25 protein-coding genes and 1 tRNA gene are annotated in these 24,994 nt (G+C 67.6%); 16 read left to right on the top strand and 10 right to left on the bottom strand.

Annotated features, from left to right (window positions below; translation table 11 throughout):
- Positions 1-80 precede the first annotated feature (80 nt).
- A complete protein-coding gene (locus QZ814_RS00705; protein WP_294329102.1) occupies positions 81-278 on the bottom strand; it encodes a DUF1192 domain-containing protein in 198 nt (65 codons plus the stop codon).
- A gap of 79 nt (positions 279-357) precedes the next feature.
- Between QZ814_RS00705 and QZ814_RS00700 the strand changes: the two genes are divergently transcribed.
- A complete protein-coding gene (locus QZ814_RS00700; protein ID WP_294329101.1) occupies positions 358-1,368 on the top strand; it encodes an NAD(P)H-quinone oxidoreductase in 1,011 nt (336 codons plus the stop codon).
- Positions 1,369-1,375: 7 nt separating this feature from the next.
- On the opposite strand, the gene QZ814_RS00695 is transcribed toward QZ814_RS00700, so the two are convergent.
- On the bottom strand, positions 1,376-1,801 hold the full coding sequence (locus QZ814_RS00695; RefSeq protein WP_294329100.1) for a hypothetical protein: 426 nt from the start codon (positions 1,799-1,801) through the stop codon (positions 1,376-1,378).
- Between the two features lie 33 nt (positions 1,802-1,834).
- A complete protein-coding gene (locus tag QZ814_RS00690; RefSeq protein ID WP_294329099.1) occupies positions 1,835-2,260 on the bottom strand; it encodes a hypothetical protein in 426 nt (141 codons plus the stop codon).
- Between the two features lie 191 nt (positions 2,261-2,451).
- Between QZ814_RS00690 and QZ814_RS00685 the strand changes: the two genes are divergently transcribed.
- The 7 genes from QZ814_RS00685 to QZ814_RS00655 all read left to right on the top strand — a co-directional run bounded on the left by QZ814_RS00685 (position 2,452) and on the right by QZ814_RS00655 (position 9,113).
- Positions 2,452-3,330 carry a UDP-2,3-diacylglucosamine diphosphatase gene (locus tag QZ814_RS00685; protein ID WP_294329098.1) on the top strand — a complete coding sequence of 293 codons (879 nt, stop codon included), beginning with the start codon at positions 2,452-2,454 and terminating at the stop codon, positions 3,328-3,330.
- Between the two features lie 23 nt (positions 3,331-3,353).
- Complete coding sequence (locus QZ814_RS00680) at positions 3,354-4,376, top strand: glycosyltransferase family 1 protein (protein ID WP_294329097.1); 1,023 nt, start codon at positions 3,354-3,356, stop codon at positions 4,374-4,376.
- A gap of 119 nt (positions 4,377-4,495) precedes the next feature.
- Positions 4,496-5,146, top strand: a complete 651-nt coding sequence (locus tag QZ814_RS00675; protein WP_294329168.1) for a DUF1013 domain-containing protein — start codon at positions 4,496-4,498, stop codon at positions 5,144-5,146.
- A 140-nt stretch (positions 5,147-5,286) separates the two neighbouring features.
- The gene (locus QZ814_RS00670) at positions 5,287-6,150 is read left to right on the top strand and encodes a dienelactone hydrolase family protein (protein ID WP_294329096.1); all 864 of its coding nucleotides are present in this window, start codon (positions 5,287-5,289) and stop codon (positions 6,148-6,150) included.
- A 78-nt stretch (positions 6,151-6,228) separates the two neighbouring features.
- Positions 6,229-6,867, top strand: coding sequence for a glutathione S-transferase family protein (locus QZ814_RS00665; protein ID WP_294329095.1), 639 nt, complete (start codon positions 6,229-6,231; stop codon positions 6,865-6,867).
- Between the two features lie 267 nt (positions 6,868-7,134).
- On the top strand, positions 7,135-8,724 hold the full coding sequence (locus QZ814_RS00660) for a sulfotransferase (RefSeq protein WP_294329167.1): 1,590 nt from the start codon (positions 7,135-7,137) through the stop codon (positions 8,722-8,724).
- 53 nt (positions 8,725-8,777) lie between these two features.
- Positions 8,778-9,113 (top strand): hypothetical protein, encoded by a 336-nt coding sequence (locus QZ814_RS00655; protein ID WP_294329094.1) that lies wholly within the window; start codon positions 8,778-8,780, stop codon positions 9,111-9,113.
- Between the two features lie 48 nt (positions 9,114-9,161).
- On the opposite strand, the gene QZ814_RS00650 is transcribed toward QZ814_RS00655, so the two are convergent.
- Positions 9,162-10,190, bottom strand: a complete 1,029-nt coding sequence (locus tag QZ814_RS00650) for an alpha/beta hydrolase (RefSeq protein WP_294329093.1) — start codon at positions 10,188-10,190, stop codon at positions 9,162-9,164.
- Positions 10,191-10,400: 210 nt separating this feature from the next.
- Here QZ814_RS00650 and QZ814_RS00645 point away from each other — a divergent pair, with 210 nt between their 5' ends.
- Together QZ814_RS00645 and QZ814_RS00640 are read left to right on the top strand one after the other, a co-directional pair.
- A complete protein-coding gene (locus QZ814_RS00645; RefSeq protein WP_365897852.1) occupies positions 10,401-13,001 on the top strand; it encodes a TonB-dependent receptor in 2,601 nt (866 codons plus the stop codon).
- 14 nt (positions 13,002-13,015) lie between these two features.
- Positions 13,016-13,870 (top strand): metallophosphoesterase, encoded by an 855-nt coding sequence (locus QZ814_RS00640; protein ID WP_294329092.1) that lies wholly within the window; start codon positions 13,016-13,018, stop codon positions 13,868-13,870.
- A gap of 20 nt (positions 13,871-13,890) precedes the next feature.
- Here QZ814_RS00640 and QZ814_RS00635 read toward each other — a convergent pair whose 3' ends face one another.
- From QZ814_RS00635 to QZ814_RS00620, 4 genes are all read right to left on the bottom strand, one after another.
- Positions 13,891-14,715 carry an N-acetylmuramidase domain-containing protein gene (locus QZ814_RS00635; RefSeq protein ID WP_294329091.1) on the bottom strand — a complete coding sequence of 275 codons (825 nt, stop codon included), beginning with the start codon at positions 14,713-14,715 and terminating at the stop codon, positions 13,891-13,893.
- Between the two features lie 15 nt (positions 14,716-14,730).
- On the bottom strand, positions 14,731-16,119 hold the full coding sequence (locus QZ814_RS00630) for a hypothetical protein (protein ID WP_294329090.1): 1,389 nt from the start codon (positions 16,117-16,119) through the stop codon (positions 14,731-14,733).
- 293 nt (positions 16,120-16,412) lie between these two features.
- Positions 16,413-17,870 (bottom strand): DEAD/DEAH box helicase, encoded by a 1,458-nt coding sequence (locus tag QZ814_RS00625; RefSeq protein WP_294329089.1) that lies wholly within the window; start codon positions 17,868-17,870, stop codon positions 16,413-16,415.
- 80 nt (positions 17,871-17,950) lie between these two features.
- Positions 17,951-18,430 carry a hypothetical protein gene (locus QZ814_RS00620; RefSeq protein WP_294329088.1) on the bottom strand — a complete coding sequence of 160 codons (480 nt, stop codon included), beginning with the start codon at positions 18,428-18,430 and terminating at the stop codon, positions 17,951-17,953.
- Positions 18,431-18,481: 51 nt separating this feature from the next.
- Between QZ814_RS00620 and QZ814_RS00615 the strand changes: the two genes are divergently transcribed.
- Both QZ814_RS00615 and QZ814_RS00610 read left to right on the top strand, forming a co-directional pair.
- The gene (locus QZ814_RS00615; RefSeq protein WP_294329087.1) at positions 18,482-19,930 is read left to right on the top strand and encodes an FAD-binding oxidoreductase; all 1,449 of its coding nucleotides are present in this window, start codon (positions 18,482-18,484) and stop codon (positions 19,928-19,930) included.
- 53 nt (positions 19,931-19,983) lie between these two features.
- Positions 19,984-20,757: a SapC family protein gene (locus QZ814_RS00610; RefSeq protein WP_294329086.1), complete on the top strand. Its 774-nt coding sequence runs from the start codon at positions 19,984-19,986 to the stop codon at positions 20,755-20,757.
- A gap of 370 nt (positions 20,758-21,127) precedes the next feature.
- On the opposite strand, the gene QZ814_RS00605 is transcribed toward QZ814_RS00610, so the two are convergent.
- Positions 21,128-21,973 (bottom strand): N-formylglutamate amidohydrolase, encoded by an 846-nt coding sequence (locus QZ814_RS00605; protein ID WP_294329085.1) that lies wholly within the window; start codon positions 21,971-21,973, stop codon positions 21,128-21,130.
- A gap of 114 nt (positions 21,974-22,087) precedes the next feature.
- Between QZ814_RS00605 and cpdR the strand changes: the two genes are divergently transcribed.
- Both cpdR and QZ814_RS00595 read left to right on the top strand, forming a co-directional pair.
- Positions 22,088-22,462 (top strand): cell cycle two-component system response regulator CpdR, encoded by a 375-nt coding sequence (gene cpdR, locus QZ814_RS00600; protein WP_294329084.1) that lies wholly within the window; start codon positions 22,088-22,090, stop codon positions 22,460-22,462.
- A gap of 56 nt (positions 22,463-22,518) precedes the next feature.
- Positions 22,519-22,593 (top strand) — tRNA-Val (locus QZ814_RS00595).
- Positions 22,594-22,663: 70 nt separating this feature from the next.
- Here the strand turns inward: QZ814_RS00595 and QZ814_RS00590 are convergent.
- A complete protein-coding gene (locus tag QZ814_RS00590; protein ID WP_294329171.1) occupies positions 22,664-23,017 on the bottom strand; it encodes a hypothetical protein in 354 nt (117 codons plus the stop codon).
- On the opposite strand from QZ814_RS00590, the gene QZ814_RS00585 reads away from it, so the two are divergent.
- Both QZ814_RS00585 and QZ814_RS00580 read left to right on the top strand, forming a co-directional pair.
- Complete coding sequence (locus QZ814_RS00585) at positions 22,967-24,013, top strand: glycosyltransferase (protein ID WP_294329083.1); 1,047 nt, start codon at positions 22,967-22,969, stop codon at positions 24,011-24,013. The two genes, QZ814_RS00590 and QZ814_RS00585, sit on opposite strands and share 51 nt — an antisense overlap.
- A complete protein-coding gene (locus tag QZ814_RS00580) occupies positions 24,010-24,924 on the top strand; it encodes a hypothetical protein (RefSeq protein ID WP_294329081.1) in 915 nt (304 codons plus the stop codon). Before QZ814_RS00585 ends, QZ814_RS00580 begins: the two co-directional genes overlap by 4 nt.
- Positions 24,925-24,994: the final 70 nt, after the last annotated feature.

Raw genomic sequence — 24,994 nt, 5'->3', positions numbered from 1 at the left:
AGTGGCAGGCCCCGCATCAAGCGCTGCGGCCCCGCACCGGAGGATCGTGGCATATCGCCCGAGTTCCGGTGCCTTGACGCTCATTTCTTAAATAGAGCGTCAGCGCTTGCGCGGTGGTGAACGGCGTGTTGAATCTTTTCTCGACATCGGACGATTTCGGTTTCGAGCAGCTGAATTCGCGCTTCCAGTTCAGCAACCGAAAACGGATCGAGGTCTTGGCGTGCCAGCTGACCTGCGAGATCGTCGGATCGACGGGGAAGATTTTCGTCGGCGTCCATGCGACGAAACGTTGACCCTAGGAAAGCCGATGTCAATAAGGCCCCGGAGTTCCCCTTGGGTCAAAAAGCGACGAACCGAATGACAGCAGCCCAGATGATGCTGGCCATCGATCCCGATGCGCCGGGTGGCCCCGAAGTACTTGTGCCTGTCGAGCGGCCGGTCCCCCAGCCTGGGGCGGGCGAACTGCTGGTGCGAGTCGCGGCGGCCGGCGTGAACCGGCCCGAGGTGTTGCAGCGGCAGGGCAAATATCCGCCCCCGCCCGGCGCGCCCTCGATCCTCGGCATGGAGATTGCCGGCACCGTCGTCGCGCTGGGCGAAGGTGTCGACGAGTCGCTGCTGGGCAAGCCGGTCTGCGCGCTGATCGCCGGCGGGGCCTATGCCGAATATGCGGTGGCACCCGCGGGCCAGTGCCTGGAGGTCCCGGAGGGGCTGAGCATGGTCGAGGCCGCCGCGCTGCCGGAGACGCTGTTCACCGTCTGGTCGAACCTGTTCGATCGCGGTTGGGCGCAGCCGGGCGAGACGGTGCTGGTGCATGGCGGCACCAGCGGCATCGGCACCATGGCGATCGCGCTCGCCAAGCTGTTCGGGCTGACGATCCTGGTTACCGCCGGATCGGATGCGAAATGCGCGGCGGCGCGGAGCCTGGGTGCCGATCTGGCGATCAACTACAAGACGGAGGATTTCGTCGAGGCGGTGAAGGCCTTCACCGGCGGCAAGGGCGTCGAGATCGTGATCGACATGGTCGGCGGTGACTATGTCGCGCGCAACCTCCAGTGCCTGGCCGAGGATGGTCGCCACGTCTCGATCGCCGTGCAGGGCGGCGCGACCGCGAGGATCCCGGTGTGGGACGTGATGCGCCGGCGCCTCACGCTGACCGGCTCGACGCTTCGGCCGCGCTCGGTGGAGTTCAAGTCGCTGCTTGCCGACGAGCTCCGCCGTCACGTCTGGCCGCTGGTCGCCGAGGGCAAACTCAAGCCGGTGATCGATCGCACCTATCCGTTTGCCCAGGCGCCCGAGGCGCACCGGCGGATGGAAGCAGGCGAGCATGTCGGCAAGATCGTGCTGACGATTGCCGGCCAGCCCGCCTGACGGGCGGTCAGGCAGCGCGGCGGTGCGCGGTCATCGCCTCGCGCACCATGGGTTCCAGCAACTGGTCCTGATGGGCGATGCGGCGCTCCGCCATGCGGAACAGCTGCTGCGCCGCGATCCGATAGCCCTGCGGATCGGCGCGGAGAGCCCTGATAGGCCAGGCGGCGTGGTGGGCGATCAGGTGCTCGCGCCATTCGAGGTCCTGCTGCACGGTGCGGCGCGCCAGGGCGTGGTGGACGGGGTCGTCACTCTCGCGCAGCGGGGCGAGCAGCAGGATTTCCTTGGCAAGGTGCAGCGCGCGTAGTGCCTCATCGGCGTGGTTGCGGGCGGCGGCCAGCGTGGCGGCGGCGGTATTCGTCTTGGCCAGGGCGGCGAGCGCGTGGATCGCGGCAAGAACGTCTTGGGTAGCTTTAACGAGCGACGTGTTTGGCATCAGGGTCCTTCCTGCTGCCATTCTAGGCGGAGTTCAGCGACCTGCGGCTTGTTTTGAGGACGAAATAAGTCGCGCCAGCGCCGGGTAGGCCGTCTGCTCGGCATAGAGGATGCGGGCTTCGATCCAGCGCAGCATGGTCAGCACCTCGCGACGGTAGCCGGCGGGGTCTTCGGCAACGCGGGCAAGGGGCCATCGCTGGTAATGTGCGAGGCCCATCCGGCGGCCCTCCAGATCGCGCTCGACGGAGCATCGCGCGATCTCCGCAAGGGCCGGGTCGCCGCTTTGCCGTAGCGGTTGGAGCACCAGCTGCTCCTGCTGCGCGAAGAACAGGCTGTGCGCGAGCGCCACTTTCTTCCGGAGATCGGCGATCAGCAGCAAGTCGATGGGCGCCTCGCATTCGCGCGCGATGTGCTCGATGGTCCGCAAGATGTCGCTTGCGATGTCACGAAGGCGTTGCATGGTTTGTCCATCCCGTCCCCGCATTGTAGAGGCAGGCGCGGACCTGGGGCGGCGTGGGCGCTACTTCCTTCTCTCGCGGCCGATCGGCGGCGCCTGTATGACAATCCCATGAAATCGTAACGATTCGATTTGTAACAATGTCGCGCCATAGGCGAGTCTCTGCACCAGCATAGCTGCACGGGAACTCGGGCATGGCCACGATCACCAAGCTTTCGTTCGATGTCGCGGGGCTCGCGGACTTTCATGCGGCGACGCCCACCATTCCGGAACGGCCGATCGGCACGCGGCGCAAGTATCGCGCGATCTGGATTTCCGACGTGCATCTCGGCACGCGCGGCTGCAACGCGGAAATGCTGATCGATTTTCTCGACCATGTCGACAGCGACATCATGTACCTGGTGGGCGACATCATCGACGGCTGGGCGATGAAGAAGCGCTTGTACTGGCCGGCGACGCACAACGACATCGTCTGGCGCGTACTGAAGCGGGCGAAGCGCGGCACCGAGATCGTCTATATTCCCGGCAATCATGACGAGATGTTCCGCCAGTTCACCGGGCTGGATTTCGGCGGCGTGAAGATCAAGCGCCAGGCGATTCACACCACCGCCGACGGCCGCCGCCTGCTGGTGCTCCACGGCGACGAGTTCGACGCGATCACCATGTCGCACCGCTGGCTCGCCCATCTGGGCGACGCTGCGTACGAGATGATGATGACGCTCAACCGCTGGCTGAACATGGTGCGCCGCTGGATGGGTCTGCCCTATTGGTCGCTCTCCAAATACGCCAAGCAGAAGGTGAAGAACGCGGTGTCCTTCATCTCCAAGTTCGAAGAGATCGTGGCGCGCGAAGCCGGTGCCCGCGGCGTCGACGGCGTGATCGCCGGGCACATCCACAAGGCCGAGATCCGCCCGATCGACGGTGTCGCCTATTATAACGACGGCGATTGGGTAGAGGGTTGCACCGCGCTGGTGGAGCAGTACGACGGCACCATGGAAATTCTCCACTGGGCCGACGAGATGGCAGCGCGCGAGTCGCAGCCGGAGTCCGAGGTCAGACTGGCGGCGGCGTGACGGCGGCGGGGGGGACCGAGACCGTGCGTATCGCCATCGTGACCGATGCCTGGGAGCCCCAGGTCAACGGCGTCGTCCGCACGCTCCAATCGGTGCGGCGGGTGCTGGAGAGCCAGGGCCACCAGGTGATGGTCGTCTCGCCGGACCGCTTCTACTCGCTGCCCTGCCCGACCTATCCGGAAATCCGCCTCGCGATCACCAGCGTGGCGGCGGTGGGCGCGATGCTGGAGGATTTCGCCCCCAACGCGATCCATCTGGCGACCGAGGGGCCGCTCTGCGTCGCGGCGCGGCGCTGGTGCCTGCGCCAGAAGCGGCCGTTCACCACCGCCTATCACACCCAGTTCCCGGATTATGTCTCGGCACGCTCGGGCGTGCCGGCCGAATGGATCTGGCGCTACATCCGCTGGTTTCATACGCCGAGCGCGACGATTCTCGCCTCCACCGCCTCGATCCGCCAGTCGCTGGTCGATCACGGCCTGCCCCAGGTCCGCCACTGGGGGCGGGGTGTCGATCTGAGCAACTTCCATCCGGACCTAGCGCCCCATCCGCGCATGGCGGAATTGGCCGGGCCGAAGATGCTGTATGTGGGTCGCGTCGCGGTCGAGAAGAATCTCGAGGCGTTCCTCCGCGTCGATCGCCCCGGCACCAAGGTGGTGGTGGGCGACGGCCCCGCGCGGGCGATGCTGGAGGCGAAGTACCCGGCGGCGGTCTTCCTCGGGGCGCAGTTCGGCGCGGACCTCGCCGCCGCTTACGCCGCGGCGGACGTGTTCGTCTTCCCCAGCCGCACCGATACCTTCGGCCTGGTGATGATCGAGGCGCTGGCCTGCGGCACGCCGGTCGCCGCCTATCCGGTCACCGGCCCGGTCGACGTGCTGACGCCCGAGACCGGCGTGATGGACGAGGATCTGGGCGTGGCGATCGACAAGGCGCGCATGCTGGATCGCGCTGCCTGCGCCGCCTATGGCCGCAGCTTCACCTGGGAGGCGAGCGCGCGTCAGTTCCTGAGCGCCCTGGTGCCGATCGACTGCGAGAAGGCCGCCGCCTGAATCGCGGAAACGCTTGCCGAAGCGGGCAAGCTCCCCTACATCAAGACCATGTGTGGCCGCCCGTGATGGGCGGCCCTTATTGTTTCAAGTTCCGGAGATCCACCGTGGCCCAGCCGCTGATGCCGCACGCGACCGCTTCCTGGCTGGTCGACAACACGTCGCTGTCGTTCGAGCAGATTGCCGAGTTCTGCGGTCTCCACATCCTCGAAGTGCAGGCGATCGCTGACGATACCGCCGCGACCAAGCTCACCGGCCGCGATCCGGTGCGCGCGCACGAACTGACGATGGACGAGATCGAAAAGGGTCAGAAGGACCCCAACTACGTTCTCAAGATGCAGAAGGGCCCCGAGCAGGTTCGCCGCACCAAGGGCCCGCGCTACACGCCGGTCTCGAAGCGCCAGGACAAGCCGGACGGCATCGCCTGGATCCTGCGCCACCATCCCGAGGTTTCGGACGGCGCGATCGGCAAGCTGATCGGCACCACCCGCACCACCATCGCCGCGATCCGCGACCGCACCCACTGGAACATCGGCAACATCGTGCCGAAGGATCCGGTGACGCTCGGCCTCTGCTCGCAGCGCGAGCTGGACGCGCTGGTGGCCAAGGCGGCCAAGGCCGCCGGCATCGAGGCGCCGACCGACACCCGCCTCGAGGGCGACCGCGAGGCGCTGATCGAGCAGCTCCGCGCCGAACGCTATGCGGCGAGCCATGTGCAGGAGGCCGAGAGCGCCCCGATCGAGCACACGGCGGAGAGCCTGTTCAAGCACTGAGATCGCCTTCCCGGGCGTATGGGAGCGGGCCTCGGCGCATCTTGCGCCGGGGCCCGTTCTGTTTCTCGGGGCAGCTTTGCGGCGGCGTTGCGCTGGGCTAGACCGGCGGCGGGGCGGGGACCCCGAGGAGGAGGATCGCCATGTGTGACGAGCATACCGCAGCCGACAACGACCGCGTGCTGGGCGGAATCACCCGCCGCGGCTTCACCGCCGCCGCCGCTGCGACCGGCATGATGGTGATGCTGCCGAGCCCGGCCAACGCCGCCGCCGTCAAGGGCCGCGACGTCACCATCAAGACCGCGGACGGCACCGCCGACGCCTATTTCGTGGCGCCCACCAGCGGCAAGCATCCGGCGGTGCTGGTATGGCCGGACATTATGGGCCTGCGCCCAGCCTTCCGGCAGATGGCCGATCGGCTTGCCCAGTCCGGCCATGCGGTGCTGACGGTCAACCAGTTCTACCGCTCGACCAAGGCGCCGTTCCTCAAGCCCGGCCAGTCGTTCGACCAGCCCGAGGTGCGCGCGATGATCATGCCGTGGCGCGAGCCGCTGACCCCGGCTGCGATCACCGCCGACGCCAAGACCTTCGCCGCCTTCCTCGATGCCCAGCCGGAGGTGGATGCCAAGCGCGGCATGGGCAGCACCGGCTATTGCATGGGCGGGCCGTTCGTCGTGCGCACCGCCGCGGCGCTTCCGGGCAGGGTCCGCGCCGGTGGCAGCTTCCACGGCGCGCCGCTGGTGACCGCCGATGCCGACAGCCCGCACAAGCTCGCCTCGCAGCTGCAGGGCCGCTACCTGTTCGCCATCGCCGAGAATGACGACGCGCGCGCCCCCGGCGACAAGGAGGCGCTGCGTACCGCCTTCGCCGCCGCCAAGGTGCCGGCCGAGATCGAAGTCTATGCCGGCACGATGCACGGCTGGTGCCCACCGGACAGCCGCGTCTACAACGCCGCCCAGGCCGATCGCGCTTGGGATCGCCTGCTCGCGACCTTCGCCAGCCTGTGATCGGTTGACCGCACGACGCTTTCGTGTTCCCCTCTTGTTCCCGACGGATCGAGTCGGGAGCAACAGGGGTACGGGGCCATGACGGACCAGCTGATTCTCTATACCAACCCGCAGTCGCGCGGCCGGATCGTGCGCTGGATGCTCGAGGAAGTGGGGGCGACCTACCGCGTCGAGATGCTGGACTATGCCTCGACGATGAAGGGCGAGGCCTATCGCGCGATCAACCCGATGGGGAAGGTTCCGGCGATCGTCCATGGCGGCAAGGTCGTCACCGAATGCGCCGCGATCTGCGCCTATCTCGCCGAGAGCTTCCCGGACGCCGGTTTGGCGCCGCTCCCGGAGGAACGTGCCGATTATTATCGCTGGCTGTTCTATGCGGCGGGGCCGGTCGAGCAGGCCGCGACCAACAAGGCCGCCGCCTTCGTTTCGGCCGAGGACAAGAGCCGGATGTTCGGCTACGGCACCTATGACCTTGTCGTCGAGGTGCTGGACGGATTGCTCTCGTCGCGGCCTTACGCGACCGGCGAACGCTTCACCGCTGCCGATGTCTATCTCGGTTCGCAGATCGGCTGGCTGACCCGCTTCGGCATGCTGCCCGGCCGCGACTCCTTCCTGGCCTATGTCGAGCGGGTGCAGGACCGCGCGGCGTACAAGCGCGCCTGGGCGCTCGACGACGTGGATGCGGAAGCGCTGCAAAAGGCGGCCGAACCGGCTTGATCGCCACGGCCCGCTCGCCGATGGTTGTGCGGTGAGCGGGAACGTGATGACAAAGGCCGAGGCAATTTCCAGTTTCACCGTCCTTGCCGCGAAGGCGGGAATTCATTCGTCGGTGCGCTGGGGGAAAGAACCGGGGCACGAGCGCCAATGGATTCCCGCCTTCGCGGGAAGGACGGATTGGAAATGCGGAAGCCGTTCGGCATGAGCGGGGCAATCGCAGGGGGCGAGCCGATCCCGGCGCGCGAATTTGCCCCGCCGCAAAGCTGGATGGCGACCGCAGGGCGCTATCCGCCCCGGTTGATCGATGCGGCGCTGGCACTGCACGACAACCAGTTGCACGTCGCCGAGCCGCTGCTGCGTGCGCACCTGAAGGACGACCCGTTCGACGTCGCCGCGATCCGGATGTTCGCCGAACTCGCCGGCAGGATTGGCCGGTACCGTGACGCGGAGTCGCTGCTGCGCCGCGCGGTGGAACTGGCGCCCCAATTTACGCCCGCCCGCGCCAATCTCGCGCTCGTGCTGTATCGACTGAATCGTCCGGTCGAGGCACTCGCCGAGCTCGACCAGGTGCTCGCCGACGAGCCGGACAACCCCACCCACACCAATCTCCAGGCCGCCGCGAATGCGCGGCTCGGCGACTTCGATGCCGCGATCGGGCTGTACGAGCACGTGCTCGTACAGGCGCCCAACCAGCCGCGGGTGTGGATGAGCTACGGCCATATGCTCAAGACGGTCGGCCGGCAGGCGGACGCGGTCGCCGCCTACCGCCAGTCGATCGCGCTGATGCCGGCATTGGGCGAGGCGTGGTGGAGCCTCGCGAACCTCAAGACCGTCCGCTTCGACGACGCCGATCTCGCCGCGATGAAGGCCGCGCTCGCCGGCGCCGATCTTGCCGAGGAAGATCGCTTCCATCTCGACTTCGCGCTCGGCAAGGCGCTGGAGGACCGCGGCGAGGCCGCCCCAGCCTTCGCCCATTATGCCGCGGGCAACGCCCTGCGCCGCCGGTCGCTGCGCTATGCCGCCGAGGATACGACCCGGCTGGTGGATGCGCATATAGCCCATCTGACTCCGGACCTGTTGGCAGCCCGGGCGGGGCAGGGCTGCACCGCGCCGGACCCGATCTTCATCCTCGGCATGCCGCGCGCCGGATCGACCCTGGTCGAGCAGATCCTGTCGAGCCACGGCCAGGTGGAAGGCACCGCCGAGCTTGCCGACCTGCCGGTGCTCGCCCGCGAGATCGCCGGCTATCCGGCTGGCCTCGCCGACCTGACCGGCGACCAGCTTCGCGCGCTGGGTGAGACCTATTTGCGCCGCACCCGAATCCAGCGCCGCACCGATCGCCCCTTCTTCATCGATAAGCTGCCCAACAACTGGGCGCATGTGCCGCTCATCCTGCTGGCGCTGCCCAACGCCAGGATCGTCGATGCGCGCCGCCATCCGCTCGGCTGCTGCTTCTCCAACTTCAAGCAGCATTTCGCCCGCGGCCAGGGCTTCAGCTATGCGCTGGACGACATGGGGCGCTATTATGCCGATTATGTGCGGCTGATGGCGCATGTCGATGCGGTCGCCCCCGGCCGCGTGCACCGCGTCTTCTACGAAGCGATGGTCGACGATACCGAGGTGGAGGTCCGCGCGCTGCTTGCCGCCTGCGGCCTGGACTTTGAACCCGCCTGCCTCGCCTTCTACAAGACCGAGCGTGCGGTGCGCACCGCCAGCTCCGAACAGGTCCGCCGCCCGATCTTCCGCGAGGGCGTGGAGGGCTGGAAGCCGTTCGAACCCTGGCTCGATCCGCTCAAGGCGGCGTTGGGCGAGGTGCTTACCGCCTATCCGGCAGTGCCGGTGTTTCCGGGATCCTGATGCGCGGCGCCAGGCACCCGGCCGGCACGCGAAGGCAGGGGCCGACCAGAGGGATGGCGCTGCTTCCGACGGTCCTTGCGCTGCTTTGTGCGGGCAGCCTCTACTGGGCCGTGGTGTGCCGCCTGGCCGCCGTGAACGAGCCTTGGGACGCACCCGCCTATTGGCATGCATGGTACCCGCTTTCGATCGCGCTGGCAGCGGGCGCCGGTCTCCTGGTCCGAAAGCGTGGTTGGATGGCGGGGGTGGCCATCACGGCCTCCCAACTGCCGGTGATGCTGGTGAACAGCGAAATCGGGCCCCTGCTCGCGGTAGGCGTCCTCTTCCTGTGCGTCCTGGCCGTGCCGGCAGCAGCCGCGTCTTGGCTGGCCGGCATCGTGCGTTTCCGGTGAGGCCTTGCCTGGCCGCGCCTGCGCTGCGGCCGGGGAGAGGTCGACGCGCTAACGCCCGCTATCCGGCGGTGCCGCGGCTCCCAGCATCCTGATTCTGTGCAGCCAGGTCTCGACCAGACCGGGCCAGCTGCTGGTAATCGCCGCCGCTGAGGGACGCAGACCGAAGGCATGGCCGCCGGCGTCATAGAGGTGCATCTCCAGCGGCACCTTGGCCTGTTCCAGCGCCATGGCATAGGTGAAGGACTGGTAGACGCTGTCGGTCGGGTCGCCCACGCTGTGGAGCAGGAAGGTCGGCGGCGCCTTGGGGCTCACCTTCAGCCAAGGCGCGAGCCGGGTGCTGGTCCTGCCGCCGGTCGAATCATGCAGATGGCCCGGATAGAGCAGCACCGCGAAGTCGGGCCGGCTGGGCAGGGCATCGGCGGCATCGACGGCCGGGTAGCTGCGCGTTTCCGCATTGCTGATCGCGGCGGCCAGGTGACCGCCGGCGGAAAAGCCGATCACGCCGATCCGGTGGGGGTCGATACCCAGCGTCGCGGCCTGCTGGCGAACGAGCACCATGGCGCGCTGGGCATCCTGCAGCGGCAGCTGCACTTTGGGCGCGCGTTCGCGGCTTCGGGTCGGGTGCCAGCGCTGGGGTACCCGATATTTGAGCAGGATGCAGGTCATGCCGCGGGCCGTCACCCAGTCGCAGATTTCGCTGCCTTCCAGGTCGATCGCGACCACTTCATAGCCGCCGCCGGGGAGCACCAGCATCGCGGCACCGGTGTTGGCGCCCCTGGGAGGATAGACCGTCATGGTCGGCACCGAGACATTGCGGATCGCCCGCCAGATCCGCCCACCGACCAGCCGAGTGCCCTTCACGCTGGTCTCGGGGCCATCCAGCTCCGGCCGGGCGATCGCCGTGCCCGCAGGCCAGAGCGGGATCTGCCGCAGGCCACCGTCGGGCTGCCATGGGCCGATGTCGATGAGATGCTGCGGGTCGGGCGAGGGGGTGCGATCCACCTGCGCCGTGGCGGGCGCAGCTGCCGACAGGATGGAGACAAGCAGCGTGCCCGTCCTTCTTGCCCACCGTCGCATCGTCGATCCTCCCTTTCCCGCCAAGCCGTGCGGCACGATCTTGTCGTGGCGCGGTCCGCGTGCGCGGGGAAGAGATTGTTGCGCAGGTTCGATACTCTTCGTCTCAAACCTTGCCGCCGATCGCGGCTTCGTTGCTGAATTGCCACAGCGGTTGAACAATCCTTGCGCATTTCCGTACTCTGCCGTGCCCGGTGCTTGACGGCAAACCTGTTGCGCAAGACGCTGCGGCGCAACAACAAGGGGGTGTTCATGCCGCTCAACCGGTGCGTCGTACGTTCGATTTTGCTGGCTTCCACGGTGCTCGCCGCCGCCCCGGCATTGGCCCAGCAGCAGGCCGAGCCCGCCCCGCCGGTCAGCAGTGATCCCAACGAGATCGTCGTCACCGCGCAGAAGCGCAGCGAGAGCCTGCAGAACGTCCCCATCAGCATCCAGGCGCTTGGCACCCAGAAGCTGGACGAGCTGAACATCAGCGACTTCAAGGACTATGTGCAGCAGCTGCCCTCGGTCTCGTTCCAGGCACTGGGCGGCACCCCGGGTACCAACGTCGTCTACATGCGCGGCGTGGCGTCCGGCGGCGACGGCAACCATTCGGGATCGCTGCCCTCGGTCGGCGTGTATCTGGACGAGCAGCCGGTCACCACGATCGGCGGCAATCTCGACGTGCATGTCTATGACATCGCTCGCATCGAGAGCCTGTCCGGTCCCCAGGGCACGCTGTACGGCGCCTCGTCCGAGGCCGGCACGATCCGCATCATCACCAACCAGCCCGATCACAAGGGCACCTATGGCCGCGCCGATGCCGAGCTGAATTCGGTGGAGAAGGGCGGCATCGGCGGCAAGCTGGAAGGCATGCTGAACCTGCCGATCAACGACATGGCGGCGCTGCGCCTGGTCGGATTCTACCAGCACGATGCCGGCTATATCGACAATGTGTTCGGCTGCCGCAGCTTCCTGCCGGAGACGGCGGCGACGTCGTGCACCGCCAGCAAGGGCGGCGTGGTGGTAAACAACCGCACGCTCGTGAAGAACGACTATAACGAGACCGATATCTGGGGCGGCCGCGCCGCGCTGAAGGTCGATCTTGACGACAATTGGACCGTCACGCCCAACGCGATCTACCAGGAAACGCGCAGCCACGGCGCCTATGGCTATGATCCCAAGGTCGGCGACCTGCAGGTTCAGCACTTCTTCCCCGAATATCGCCGCGATCGCTTCATCCAGGCGGCGCTGACGATCGAGGGCAAGGTGGGGAACTGGGACCTCACCTATGCCGGCGCCTATCTCGATCGCCGCGATACCCAGTCGAGCGACTATACCGATTATGCCGAGGCCTATGACTCGCTCTATTCCTCGGTGGGCGGCATCGCCGGCTATTTCTACTTCAAGGACAATGCCGGCAATCCGATCGACGCGCGCCAGCGCATCGTCGCGACCGACCATTTCAAGAAGACCAGCCAGGAACTGCGCGTCGCCTCGCCGTCCAACGAGCGGCTGCGCATCGTCGCCGGGCTGTTCTACCAGCGCCAGTCGAACGACATCCACCAGGATTACCGGGTGACCGGCCTTGCCGACAACCTCTCGGTCAACGGTCATCCGGGCACGCTGTGGCTCACCCAGCAGCACCGCGTCGACCGCGACTATGCCGCGTTCGGCGAAGTCAGCTACGACCTGACCAGCACGCTCACCGCCACGGCGGGCGGCCGCGCCTATATCTACGACAATACCCTGATCGGCTTTTTCGGCTTCGGCCGGAATCCTGGGAACGGCTTCACCGACACGCCCTATAACGGCGCGGGCAGTTCGCGCACCGGCGTGGCGCAGTGCTTCACCACCGACGGGCTGCGACTGCGCAACGCGATCGCGGCGGGCAAGGCGGCGACGCTGCTGCCGGCGGCGGTGGCGGGCGGGCCCTGCACCAACCTCGCCACCTATGCGGTCGGCGCCGGGCTGCTGCCGGTGCGCGCGCAGGGGCAGGGCGGCACCTATCGCTTCAATCTCAGCTGGAAGCCGACCAGGGGCGTGCTGCTCTACGGCACCGTCTCGCGCGGCTTCCGCCCGGGCGGGATCAACCGGCGCGTCGACGTGCAGCCCTACCAGGCCGACTTCCTGACCAATTATGAAGTCGGCGCGAAGACGACCCTCTTCGGTGGCGCGCTGAAGCTGAACGCGGCGGTCTATCAGCAGGATTGGGACAAGTTCCAATTCTCCTTCCTCGGCGCGAACAGCTTCACCGAGATCCACAACGGCCCGAACGCGCGGATCCGCGGGGTCGAGGCGGACGCGTCGTTCACCCGCGGCGGCCTCTCGCTGACCGCCGCGGGCAGCTACACCGATGCCAAGACCACCAAGAATCTCTGCCTGTTCGACGATCCGACCTACAGCTGCAAGGATACCGGCAACGGCAATCTGATCTCGGCCCCAAGCGGATCGCGGCTGCCGATCACCCCGCAGGTCAAGCTGAGCGGCACCGCGCGCTATACGGTGCCGGTGGGCGCGGCGAAGGGCTATGGCCAGGCGACGGTCTCGCACCAGAGCTCGGCCGCCTCGGATATCCGCACGGCGATCTACCAGACCGGCACCGGCGCGATCGTCAATCCGGCGCAGCTGCTCGGGCGGCTGGAGGCGTTCACCACGGTGGGCCTCTCGGTGGGTGCCGACTTCCAGCGGTTCAACCTCGAGCTCTTCGTCACCAACCTCGCCGACGAGCGCGGCCAGCTTTCGCGCTTCCAGGAATGCGGGTCGTGCAGCCGCAGCTATATCGTGCCGATCGCGCCGCGAACGATCGGCATCCGCGCGGGGGCCAAGTTCTAGCCGCGCGCGGGGGCATGCGCCGCTGGGCCTGGGCTGTCGCGGCACTGCTGGGGCTGGTCGGCCTGACGGTGGCGTACGGCTACCGTGAGGCGTGGCGCGATCCGGTCGTGCGCCGCCTCGACGTGGCGGTGCGCGGCTGGCCGGCGGGCGCGGCGCCGATCCGGCTGGCGCTGCTCTCCGACATCCATCTGGGCGGCGGGAGCATGGACGATGCGCGGCTGCGGCGCATCGTCGCGCAGGTCCATGCGGCGCATCCCAATCTGGTGCTGCTCGCCGGCGACATGGTGGTGGGGCATGACGCGACCGGTGCCGCTGCGCGTGCTGCGGGGCTGACGGCGCCGCTTGCCGGACTGCGGGCGCCGATGGGCGCGATCGCGGTGCTCGGCAACCATGACCACTGGACCGCGCCGGCTGCGATCCGGGCAGCCCTGGCAAAGGCTGGCATCACCGTGCTGACCAACGCCGCAACCAAGCGCGGGCCGATCGCGTTGCTCGGCGTGGACGACAGCTATTCGGGCCATGACGATGTGACGGCCACGCTCGTGGCGTGGCGGCGGATGGGCGGCATCCCCGTGGTGCTGACCCATGCGCCCGATCTCGCTGCCAAGCTGCCCTCTGCATTGCCGCTGCTGCTCGCCGGGCACACGCATTGCGGGCAGGTGGTGTTGCCCGGCTGGGGGCCGTTGCTGCTGCATTCGCCGCACGAGCATTGGCGGCTGCTCTACACGCCGCGCCTGCGCTGCGGCGTGGTGCACGATCCCGCGCGAACTATCGTGGTGACGGCGGGCGTCGGCAGCGGCACCATGCCGCTGCGGCTCGGCGCGCCGCCGGACTGGTGGCTGGTCACGCTCGGCCCGGCGCGGCGCTGACCTGCGCCTGATCCTGCCTGTCAGTCCGGGAAGCGCGCCTCGAATGCTGCCTTCAGGCAGGCGACATGCCCATCCACATTGTCCGGCTGACCCAGATTGACGGCGGAGGGCAGCGCGGGGGCAGCCAGCGTGTAGCTCGTGCGGAAGCGGCCGAGCGCGCGCAGCGTGTTGCTGCCGGGCTCCCCGTCGATGCCCAGAGGATCGAAGCCGAGATAGGCGAGATAGGCCTGCACCGCGCGGATGCCGACGCTCGGCAGGCCCGCCGCCACAAAGCGCGCATGGGCGGCTTCGAGCTTCACGTCATATTTGTTCTTCGCATATTGATTGCCGTTGTAGAAAAACGCCACCCGCGCCCATTTCTGCGCCTTGTAGGCATCGTGCAGCGCCGCATTCGCCGTGAGGAAGCCGGCACAGCCCTGCAACTGGGCGTCCTCGCCGTCGGCGAAGGCGCTGACCATCGCATCGACGCTGGGATAGCCGATCTTGGCGGCGTTGAAGCCCATCACCTGGCCCAGCCCCCAGGAGGCGCTGTCGAGTGCCGCGCGGCGATCGAGCAGCATCGCTCGCTTGAGCCGCTGATATTCCGCCGCGCCGCCGGAATAGCCGCCCGCCTTGGGGTTGCTCAGATCGGGGTAACCGGCGGAGAAGCGGCCGCCGGTGCGCGCGGCGAAGATGTGACGCTCGAACAGGATCTTCGGGCGTCGATCCGGCAGGAAGCCGAAGCCGCGCGTCTCCACGCTGAGCAGCGACCACAAGGAGGCGGCGTCGCCTCCGAGCCGCGCGTGCACCGTGTCGAAACCCGCCTGGGTCAGCGGCGCGCCGCGGCCCGTGAAAATATCGTCCATGCCCCCTCGCTCCCCCTATTGCAGCGTGGCGCTGATCGGCAGCACATCGTCCTCGTCGCCGAGCGTGATCGTCTGCTGCCAGCTGCGGGCGACGCCCTCGGCGTCCGCCCCGGTCAGCAGCAGCCGATGCGGCACGCCCACTTCCAGCGCGCATTCGACGAACCCGTCCGCCGGCACCTGCTGCGGCGCACCGTCGATGGTGAGCAACGGTGCGGGGCCGTTCGAGAGGTCGACCGCAAGGCGAATGTGGCTGAGGATCGGTCCCTCGGGCTGGACCGGCGTGATCGCCGGCGTGCGCAGCGCCGCCGCTCTGGGCGCCGCCGGTTCCAGCCGCTCGGCGGGCGGTTCGGCCGCGCGACGGTCGTCGGAGCCTTCGGTCGGGCTTTTCTCATAGGGCTTCACCGTGGCGCGGATCACCATGACCTTGTTGAGCATGTCGAACCAGAAAGGCGCGCCGAGCGAGATCGCGATCCCCGTGATCAGCCAGCCGAGCAGAATATAGAAGCCGTTGAGAATGCCGTTGGACGAGAAATCCCAGCGACCGGGATGCTGCCAGCCGATCAGGTCGCCGAGCCCGGTCTTGGCGGTGACCAGCGCGTCGTCGTCCAGCCGCACGTCCCCGGTCGGGGCATGGTGCCGGGCCAGCTTGTCCTGCACGTCGGTCGCCTGCAGCAGCAGTTGCTGACGCACCGAATTGCTGGAAGCGAGCTCGCGGGTGAGGTGCACCGCATCGATGTTGAACACCACCGCGGTCGCCAGCCCGATCAAGAGCAGCAGCACCTGGCTCTCGCGCTTGTACCAGCCGCTCACCCGGTCCATGCCCGAATCGAACCACGCCTCAAGGCTGGTGCGGGCGCGGTCGAAGTCGTTGCCCGCTTCCGACAGCGCCACCAGCACCGCGTCGCGCACCTTGCCCGGGCGCAGTGCCATCGCATTGGCACGCAGCGTTTCCATCAAGGCGCCGCCGCTGGCGCGCTGGTCCCCGCCGCCCGCCCCGATCAGATCGAGCAGCGCCAGCGCGAAGTTGCGCGACGGGATATAGGACGGAAATTTGGAGAAGAGTGGCAGCCGCTTCGCGTCGCTGGTCTGGACCGCCCCATTCTTCAGCGTCCGGGTCTGGCGGCGACCGCCGACCAGGAAGATCCGCTTGCGAAACGCGGTCAGCTTGGCGGGGTCATAGACGCCGTCGAACAAGCCGTAGAGCTGTGGATGGTCGAAGATCGCCTTGGTTGCGCCGGTACCGTCGGGATCGTTGAGCAACTGGCGAATCCCGCGCTCCAAATGAATAGCGCGGGTTTTCAGCAAGCCTTCCAGCATTTCGCGAACGGCCGTCGCCAGAAGGCTGGCGATCAGGAACACGAACACGACGCCGATGGCGACTTCCAGAATCTGGGAATTCAACATCCGGCACCCCCCTGCTGCCCGAATGATAAACTGCAGACTGCGGTACCGGCCGAAGATTTCGACAAGTGAAAGTTATGGTATTGGCATTTCGGAGTCGAATCGAAAGTGATCGAGCTTCAGAATTGGAGCGGTACGCGAGATGACTGTCCCGACGTGCGGCGGACTCAGCCTAGATCTTGCCGGTGCGGGGTACCGCCGATGCCGTTCCGGTGCGCGCGGATGTTCGCCCCCGACGGAACGCCGAAGGAGGGGAGCTATCGGGAAAACCGCGACGGCAGGCCGTCGCGATTGCCTCAGGCGTCGATCGTGTAGTTCAGGAAGTCCGGGATCGGGCCGTTCCAGCCTTCGTCCGGACCATCGTCCTGGTCGCGACGGCGACGACGGTCGTCGCGGGCGGGACGCTCGTCACGAACCGGGCGCTCGACCCGCGCCGGACGGCTGCGCTGCTCCTCGCGCGGGGCTGGGGCAGGCGTCGCTTCCTCACGGGCCGGAGCAGCCGCGCGACGGGACTTGGGCTTGGCCGGCGTCTCGACGGCGGTTTCCTCGCGGCGCGGCTCGGCCTTCTTGGCCTCGCGCTTGCCGCCCCGGCTGCGCTTCGGCGGGGGCGCATCTTCGGCACCGTCGATGGCGACCGGGCTCGGAACGCGTTCGATCTTGTGGCCGGTCAGCTTCTCGATCTCGGCGATGTTCTCGGCATCCTCCGGCGTCACCAGCGTATAGGCCGTGCCCGTCGCGCCCCCGCGACCGGTGCGGCCGATGCGGTGGACATAATCGTCCGGGTGCCAGGGCGCGTCGAAGTTGAAGACATGGCTCACGCCCTTCACGTCGATGCCGCGCGCCGCGACGTCCGAGGCGACGAGGATGTTGACGTCGCCGTTCTTGAACCGGTCGAGCTCGGCGATGCGGGCCGACTGGTCCATGTCGCCGTGAATCTCGGCCGAGCGGAAGCCATGCTTCTTCAGGCTCTTGTTCAGGTCGCGGACGGTCGTCTTGCGGTTGCAGAAGATGATCGCGGTGGAGACCTCATCCTGCTGCAGCAGGCGGCGCAGCACGTCCCGCTTTACGTGCGCGGTGGCGGGCACCTGGACGATGCGCTGGGTGATGTTGATGTTCGCGGTGGCGGGGCGCGCCACCTCGATCGTCTTCGGGTCGGTGAGGAACCGGTCCGCCAGCTTCTTGATCGGCGGCGGCATCGTCGCCGAGAAGAGCAGCGTCTGCCGGACCTTGGGCAGCTTGGTGCAGATTTCCTCGATATCGGGGATGAACCCCATGTCGAGCATCCGGTCCGCCTCGTCGATCACGAGCAGGCTGCAGCCGGTGAGCAGGATCTTGCCGCGGCCATAGAGGTCCATCAGGCGGCCGGGCGTGGCGATGAGCACGTCGACGCCCTTTTCCAGCGCCTTGACCTGATCGCCCATCTGCACGCCGCCGATCAGCAGCGCCATCGAGAGCTTGTGGTTGACGCCGTACTTCTCGAAATTCTCGGCGACCTGCGCCGCCAGTTCGCGCGTCGGCTCGAGGATCAGCGAGCGCGGCATCAGCGCGCGGGTGCGCCCTTCGCCGAGCACGTCGATCATCGGTAGCACGAAGGCCGCGGTCTTGCCGGTGCCGGTCTGGGCGATACCGATGAGGTCCTTGCCCATCAGCACCGACGGGATCGCCTGGCGCTGGATCGGAGTCGGCTCGGTATAGCCGGCGTCGGTCACCGCGCGGAGGAGGTCGTCAGAAAGGCCGAGATCGGCAAAGCTCATGCATGTGTCCGGAAATAGGGCGTTCGCTACGCCGCAACAGAAGGCATCGCGCTTGCGGATTCGACCGCAAAAGTCAAGCTTCAGCGTGCGCGAACGAGGTTCTTGAAGGCCTGAACGGGACAAATTCGTCCCGATCGCGAATGCAGCGCGTCGCGACCGGCGCAGAAGCGGCTGTCCTTGGTCGGCTTGAGATAAGCGCCGGAATAGAAGCCGAGCGCCGGACATTCCGAGCCGAGCTTGGCGCGGAGCAGCGATCCATCCTCGAGGATCAGGTCCACGCTGTCGCCCGCGTTCACGGTGAAACCCTGGATGCGGTCGACGTCCACGCAGCTCTTGGCCTTGCGCTCGACCAGCGCCACCGGCGCCTCGCGGCGGACGATGACGGTGGTGCTGCTGACGGTCATCCGCGGTACATGGATGGTCAGGTGCTGCTGGTAGGTCGCTTCCGGCGCAGGATCGGCAGATACGGCCGGGCTCGCCGCGGAAACGGCAAGCACCAGCATCAGGCCAGCGGCAGCGATCGGCAGATTCGGCATCGTGGGAATGGACCGTAGAAACATCGGCTTGAACGGTGGATGAACTGCCGCAGGCCATGCTATCGCGCAAGCATCATGACTCCCGCCCAGCTTCGCATCACGGCCTTTGCCGCCGAACGCTTCGGCCCCAAGGCCGTTACCACCGATCCGCAGGACATCGAGCCGTGGCTGACCGACTGGCGTCGGCGCTATCACGGCACCGCTCCCGCGATTCTGTCGCCTGCGTCGACCGAGGAAGTCAGTGCCCTGGTCGCGCTGGCGCACGATCTCGGCCAGCCGCTGGTGCCGCAGGGCGGGAACACGGGCATGGTCGGCGGCGCCGTGCCGCCGGCGGATGGATCCGCGCTACTGCTCTCCACGCGCCGGATGAACACGATCCGCAGAATGGATGCGGAGGCGAACCTCGCCGTGGCCGAGGCAGGAGTGATCCTCGCCACCTTTCGCGACGCGGCTGAGGCGGCGGGGCGCCGCTTCCCGCTCGATCTCGGCGCGCGGGGCAGCGCGACGATCGGCGGTCTTGTCTCCACCAATGCCGGCGGCGTGCAGGTGCTGCGCTTCGGGACGATGCGCGCGCTGGTCGCCGGCGTCGAGGCCGTGCTCCCCGACGGTTCGGTGCATGACGGGTTGTCGGCGCTGAAGAAGGACAATCGCGGCTATGACCTCAACCAGTTGCTGATCGGCGCCGAGGGCACGCTGGGTATCGTCACCGCCGCGACGCTGCGGCTGGTGTCGGCGGCGGCGGCGCGAGCGGTCGCCTGGGTCGGGCTGGACAGCCCGGCCAAGGCGCTCACCTTGCTGCGCCGCCTGCAGGCTGCCACCGACACGATCGAGAGTTTCGAGATCATGCCCGACGATACCGTGGCGCTGGTGGTGGAGCATGTGCCGGGCACCCGCGTACCGCTGGCCGGCAGCCATCGCTGGCACGTGCTGATCGAGGCGGTGACCAGCGACGCGGGCGCCGAGGCTCCGGTAGCGGTGCTGGAGCGGATGCTGGCAGGTGCGTTCGAGGCGGGGCTCGCCGAGGACGCGGTGATCGCCGCGAGCGAGACGCAGGCCGAGAGCTTCTGGCGGATCCGACATTCCATCTCGGAGGCCGAGCGCGCCGCGGGCCCGGCCGTGCAGCACGACATCTCGGTGCCGGTGGAAGACATGCCGCGCTTCATGGTCGAGGGCGGGGCGGAGGCCGAGGCGCGCTTCCCCGGCACGCACGCGATCGCCTATGGCCATCTCGGCGACGGCAATGTCCATTTCCATGTCCGCGCGCCCAAGGGGGCGGATCGCGATCGCTGGTATGCCGAAGAGGGGCCGCAGATCACCCGGCTGGTGCACGACATGGTGGTGGCGGCGGGTGGCTCGATCTCGGCGGAGCACGGCATCGGCCAGATGAAGCGCGACGAACTCGCGCGCCTGTCGCCGCCGTCACGCATGGCCGCGTTGCGCGCAATCAAGACCGCGCTTGATCCCAAGCTGATTCTGAACCCGGGAAAGCTTGTCGCGCTTGCGCCGGCAACCGCCAGCAAATAGACCGCGCAGCGGTTGAAACGCATTTCGACGAATAAAGTTCTCAGGAGATCCTCATGGCCAGCGCGCCGCAGCAGTCGCTTCCCTTGTTCTACAACCAGCTCGAACCGCTTTCGAGCCAGGTCCATGCCGATTTCCGTACGCGTTCGACCGACCGCGCGGCGTTCCTCGCCAACCAGCATGCCGTGCCGGTCACCGTCGAGGAATTCCCGCTGGTGCAGCGTTTCATGCCGATCGTGTTCTCGGTGGGCGAGGATCCCGTGCCGCTGGCGCTGATGGGCCTGAACGAAGGGGTGAACACCTTCTTCGACGCCGAGGGCAAGCTGATCGACCCGAACTTCTACGTGCCGGCCTATATCCGCCGTTATCCGTTCCTGCTCGCCCGCCTGCGCCCGGACAGCGACGAGCTGTCGCTATGCTTCGACCCGACGTCGGACGTCGTCGGCAAGTTTGACGAAGGCGAGGCGCTGTTCGACGGCACCGAGCCGAGCGAAGTCACCAAGAACATCCTGCAGTTCAACGAGCAGTTCGAGACGGCCGGTGCCCGCACCAGCCAGTTCATGCGCGAACTGAAGGAACTGGGCCTGCTGATCGACGGCGAAGTCTCGATCCAGCCGGACGGCGCCGCGCAGCCCTTCATCTATCGCGGCTTCATGATGGTCGACGAGAACAAGCTGAACGAGATGCGCGGCGACCAGCTGCGCAAGATCGTCCAGAACGGCATGCTGCCGCTGATCTACGCCCACCTCTTCTCACTGGCGCAGATGCGCGAGCTGTTCGCCCGCCAGATCCGCAACGGCTGGCAGCCCGACGTCCAGCTGGTCGGCTGAGCCTCGCGTCGTAAAGAACCGGTCAAGCCCCACCCCCTCAGGAGAGGAGGTGGGGCATTGTCTTATTCCGGCAATTTCCGGTCTGAATTCCCTTCATCCCGACTCCTGCCTCCAGGCGGGGCTCGAGGTGCACGGGCCGCCGGGCCGCCGGTCCCTAGCCGCACTTCCGCAGGCTGAAATTCGCGCCGCCGCCCAATCGAAGAATATGTGCGGCGAGTTGCCTTGAAGTCGGTCGCCGCTGCTCTATATTTCTAATGTACGGCTCGTGTCCCCCCTTTCGCGACGCCGTGCGACACGCCTTCGGGTGTGTCTCCTCCCTGAACCTTGGCCACCTCGTGGGTATCCCACGAGGTGGTTTTTTATGGGCGGGTCACTCGGCCGCCTGCGCGTTCGGCAGGGCCTCGTCGGCCAGTGCGTCGATGATCGCGCGAAGCAGGGCGATGGCGGCGGGGGCGCCGGGCCCGGGTTCGTCGAGATCCCCATCCAGATAGAAGGCGCGATCGAATTCCAGCTGCAGGGCGTGCACGCCGCGGCGCGGGTCGCCATGCCGCTCCAGAATGTGGCCGCCGGCATAGGGCGTGTTCGCTGCCGTCGCGACTCCGTGCCGCTGCGCCACCGCCTCCACCCGGGCGCCGAAGCGCGCGGCGGCGGACCGGCCGAACCGGTCGCCGATCACCAGCCGCGGCGCAGTTTCGGGTGCGCCGAGCGGCGGCATCGAATGTACATCGAGCAGTACCGCCACGCCGAACCGCGCCCGCGCCGCCGCCAGCGCCTCGCCGAGCGCCAGATGGTACGGGCGATGATCCTCCTGGATGCGCGCCGCAATGTCCTCCGTCGCGAAACGCCCGCGCCAGAGCTGGCCGAGCGTGCCGACTCGGCGCGGCACCAGTCCCAGCCCGCTGCGCACCTTGGTGGAAAGCGGGCGGCCGAGCAGCTGGGCGCCCGCGTCGATCTGGGGATCGCGATCATGCTCGGCCCGGTTGAGGTCGATCCAGGCACGGGCGCGGGTGGCGACGAAGAGAGTCTCCTCGCGGCGGGCCTGGCGCGCGATCGAATCGACATGGCGATCTTCCAGCGCGCGCAGGGCATCGGCCGGGACCCGCAGCGCCGCGATCAGGCCCGGGGGATAGTCCCGCCCGCCATGCGGGGCCGAGAGCACCACCGGGCTTTCGGGCGGCACGGGGCCGTATCGGTCGAAGCTGGGGCTGCGAGTCACGGGGGCAGACTAGGCCTCGCTACCCTTGCGGGCAACGCGGCGGCGTCGCCGTGCTGGAAAATCTTAAGGGCTTGGCTCATAAGAACGGCCCGGTTGGTATCGAGTGGGGTAAAGATGATCCGGATTCTGCTGGCCGAGGACGACCGCGTGATGCGCGAATACCTCAGCCGCGCGCTCGAGCGATCGGGCTATGCGGTCAGCGCCGTCGATCGCGGCACCGCGGCCCTGCCGCTGCTCGAGGCCGAGCGATTCGACCTGCTGCTCACCGACATCGTCATGCCCGAAATGGACGGGATCGAGCTGGCCCAACGGGCCGCCGAGATCGCGCCGGAGATGCGGGTGATGTTCATCACCGGCTTCGCCGCGGTGACGCTGCGCGCCGGCAAGCAGGTCCCGCAGGCGCGCGTGCTTTCCAAGCCGTTCCACCTGCGCGACCTGGTGCTCGAGGTCGATCGCATGTTCGAATCCGAAAATGTCGGCCAGAATTGAAAATTAGCGCTTGCGCGGGGGGCGGACCCCCGCTAGAGGCGCGCTTCCCGAGTTTCGGGCGCGTAGCTCAGTGGTAGAGCACTGTGTTGACATCGCAGGGGTCGCAAGTTCAATCCTTGCCGCGCCCACCATCTAAGAGCCCGCCGGCGACCTTCGCTCGGCGGGCTTTTTGCATTTTGGTTCCGGCCCGCGGCCGCCGCGTTAAAAAATTTTTAGCCGATCGGTGTGGGTGCAGGCGGCCGGTGTCGTCTCATCGATGTGCACTTCCGTCGCGAAGTAGTATGCCAATCGACGGATCGTTCTGTCGCATCCTGGATGCGATTTGCTACCGCTCCGCAAGAAAAGCGTACATACTGGCGATACGATGTCGCAACGATGACAGAGGACGAGCGATTGTCGCCAAACAGCAGCAACGGACGCCTTCGCGTTCTCACCTTTCTCCACAGCTTCCATCCGGGTGGCGTCGAGCGGGTTGCACTGCGTCTGGTGCGGCATTGGCGCGCCATGGGCGTAGATGCGCCGCTCTTTCTTGGTCGTGCCGAAGGCGCGATGCACGACGAATTCGGTGACATCGACTATGTGATGCCGCGCCAGCCGCGCCGCAGCCAGGCTGGTTGGGAAACCTTGTGGATGATCCTCACGCTGCCCGCGGTGATCCGCCGGCTGCGCCCGGACGTGCTGTTCGTTGCCGGCTCCACGTACACGATCGTCGCCTTCGCGATGCGGCTGCTGCTCGGCCGCCGTTGCCCGCCGATCATCGTGAAGGTCAGCAACGATCTCGCCCGCCGCGATCTCAACCCCGTCGGTCGCTTCTTCTGGCGCGCCTGGCTGCGAATCCAGGCGCGATGCGCGCGCGGCTGGGTGGTGATGGACGAATCGATGACGCCCGAATTGCCGCCGGTGATGGCGGCGCGGGGGCATGTGGTGCACGATCCGGCGATCGGCGCGACCCAGCTGGTGCCAGCGCGTGCACCTCGCCTGGCCGGCCCGCGTCGTTTCGTCGCGATCGGCCGGATGGTCGCCCAAAAGCATTTCGCGCTGATGCTGCGCGCCTTCGCCCAGGCGGTACAGCCTGGCGAGACGCTGACGATCTTCGGCGACGGGCTCGAGCGCGCCGCGCTGGAGACGCTGGCGGCGTCGCTTGGCATCGCCGATCGGGTCACCTTCGCCGGCCATGTCGCCGATGCTCCGGCCAAGCTCGTCGACTATGACGTGCTGCTGATGTCGTCGCGCTACGAGGGCGTGCCGGCGGTGGTGATCGAGGCGCTGGCCGCGGGGCTGGCGGTGGTTTCCACCGATTGCGGTGCGGGCCTGCGCAGCCTGCTCGGCCAGGGGCGGTTCGGCGCGATCGTGCCGCAGGACGCGGCGCTGCTGGCGGCGGCGATCCGCACCGCGCCCACCGCTGCGCCCGATCGGGAGGCGCTGCTCACCTCGCTGCGGCGCTTCACCATCGAGCGCTCGGCACAGGATTATCTCGCATTGTTCGCCGAAGCGGCAGCAGCGCGCACCACCCGCCAGCCGGTCCGGCTGGAGCAAGAGGCCCACGCATGACTTCTCCCGTGACGGCGGTCCGCACCGCCTATGCTTCGCTGTCGACGACGACGCGCGAGCGGCTGATGGCGATCATCGGCCTCGCCTTTTCGGCGGCGATTCTGGTCGCGGTGTTCTACCAGCTCGACGGGCTGGACTTCACCGTCCTCACCCAGACGCCGACCAGCCCGCTGTTCTGGCTGTGCTTCGCCGCCACCTATGCGCTGGCGCCGTTCATGGATTGGCTGATCCTGCGCCGTATCTGGGGCATCGGCGCGGAGGCCTTTCCGGCGCTGCTGCGCAAGCAGGCGGCGAACGAAGTGGTGCTCGGCTATTCGGGCGATGCGCAGCTCTATGTCTGGGCGCGTCGGACGCTGGGGCCCGACGGCCGCCCGTTCGAGACGCTGCGCGACGTGGCGGTCACCTCGGCGCTGGCGGGGAATCTGGTGACGCTGGCGATGCTGGTATGCCACGCGCCGCTGGTCCACGGCCTTGCCAAGGGCGCGTTGTTCAACACGCTGCTGATCTCCACCGCGACGATCGTGCTGTCGTCGCTGGCGATCTTCTTCTTCCGCCGGATGGTGTTCGCGCTGCCGCCGCGCCAGCTGGCGGTGACGCTGGGTATCCAGATCGCGCGCATCCTGATCAACCTGGCGCTGACCGCATTGCTGTGGAAGCTGCTGCTCCCCGCGGTGCCGGTGGCGGCGCTGATCCTCGTCGCGACGCTCAAGATGATGCTGTCGCGCCTGCCCTTCGTGCCCGCGCGGGAGGCACTGCTCGCGCCGCTGATTGTCACACTGCTGGGCGACTCGGCAGGGCTCGCCGGTGCGGTGCTGTTCGTTGCGACGCTGACGCTGGCGACCCATGTCGTCGTCGGCGGCGCCTCGGCGCTGGCGGACGTGGTGGTTCGCCCCAAGCAGCGCCTCGCCTGAGGTCAATCTCGCAAAAAAAGACGCTGGCGTCCCGGCATGGCCCCCGCCATGCTGGGACGATCAGTTTTCG

It is taken from the genome of uncultured Sphingomonas sp. (genome assembly GCF_913777625.1).
Taxonomy (GTDB): domain Bacteria; phylum Pseudomonadota; class Alphaproteobacteria; order Sphingomonadales; family Sphingomonadaceae; genus Sphingomonas.
The sequence above is the reverse complement of the archived record's forward strand: the minus strand, read 5'-3'. Positions and strand labels throughout refer to the sequence as shown.

Excerpts from the sequence above, each read along its gene's own strand:
- QZ814_RS00660 (WP_294329167.1), top strand. The coding sequence starts at position 7,135 with ATGGCGACCGCAGGGCGCTATCCGCCCCGGTTGATCGATGCGGCGCTG.
- QZ814_RS00705 (WP_294329102.1), bottom strand. The coding sequence starts at position 278 with ATGGACGCCGACGAAAATCTTCCCCGTCGATCCGACGATCTCGCAGGT.
- QZ814_RS00685 (WP_294329098.1), top strand. The coding sequence starts at position 2,452 with ATGGCCACGATCACCAAGCTTTCGTTCGATGTCGCGGGGCTCGCGGAC.
- QZ814_RS00665 (WP_294329095.1), top strand. The coding sequence starts at position 6,229 with ATGACGGACCAGCTGATTCTCTATACCAACCCGCAGTCGCGCGGCCGG.
- QZ814_RS00610 (WP_294329086.1), top strand. The coding sequence starts at position 19,984 with ATGGCCAGCGCGCCGCAGCAGTCGCTTCCCTTGTTCTACAACCAGCTC.
- QZ814_RS00640 (WP_294329092.1), top strand. The coding sequence starts at position 13,016 with ATGCGCCGCTGGGCCTGGGCTGTCGCGGCACTGCTGGGGCTGGTCGGC.
- QZ814_RS00635 (WP_294329091.1), bottom strand. The coding sequence starts at position 14,715 with ATGGACGATATTTTCACGGGCCGCGGCGCGCCGCTGACCCAGGCGGGT.
- QZ814_RS00675 (WP_294329168.1), top strand. The coding sequence starts at position 4,496 with ATGCCGCACGCGACCGCTTCCTGGCTGGTCGACAACACGTCGCTGTCG.
- QZ814_RS00620 (WP_294329088.1), bottom strand. The coding sequence starts at position 18,430 with ATGTTTCTACGGTCCATTCCCACGATGCCGAATCTGCCGATCGCTGCC.
- QZ814_RS00690 (WP_294329099.1), bottom strand. The coding sequence starts at position 2,260 with ATGCAACGCCTTCGTGACATCGCAAGCGACATCTTGCGGACCATCGAG.
- QZ814_RS00700 (WP_294329101.1), top strand. The coding sequence starts at position 358 with ATGACAGCAGCCCAGATGATGCTGGCCATCGATCCCGATGCGCCGGGT.
- cpdR (WP_294329084.1), top strand. The coding sequence starts at position 22,088 with ATGATCCGGATTCTGCTGGCCGAGGACGACCGCGTGATGCGCGAATAC.
- QZ814_RS00655 (WP_294329094.1), top strand. The coding sequence starts at position 8,778 with ATGGCGCTGCTTCCGACGGTCCTTGCGCTGCTTTGTGCGGGCAGCCTC.
- QZ814_RS00615 (WP_294329087.1), top strand. The coding sequence starts at position 18,482 with ATGACTCCCGCCCAGCTTCGCATCACGGCCTTTGCCGCCGAACGCTTC.
- QZ814_RS00670 (WP_294329096.1), top strand. The coding sequence starts at position 5,287 with ATGTGTGACGAGCATACCGCAGCCGACAACGACCGCGTGCTGGGCGGA.
- QZ814_RS00585 (WP_294329083.1), top strand. The coding sequence starts at position 22,967 with ATGGGCGTAGATGCGCCGCTCTTTCTTGGTCGTGCCGAAGGCGCGATG.
- QZ814_RS00580 (WP_294329081.1), top strand. The coding sequence starts at position 24,010 with ATGACTTCTCCCGTGACGGCGGTCCGCACCGCCTATGCTTCGCTGTCG.
- QZ814_RS00630 (WP_294329090.1), bottom strand. The coding sequence starts at position 16,119 with ATGTTGAATTCCCAGATTCTGGAAGTCGCCATCGGCGTCGTGTTCGTG.
- QZ814_RS00650 (WP_294329093.1), bottom strand. The coding sequence starts at position 10,190 with ATGCGACGGTGGGCAAGAAGGACGGGCACGCTGCTTGTCTCCATCCTG.
- QZ814_RS00695 (WP_294329100.1), bottom strand. The coding sequence starts at position 1,801 with ATGCCAAACACGTCGCTCGTTAAAGCTACCCAAGACGTTCTTGCCGCG.
- QZ814_RS00625 (WP_294329089.1), bottom strand. The coding sequence starts at position 17,870 with ATGAGCTTTGCCGATCTCGGCCTTTCTGACGACCTCCTCCGCGCGGTG.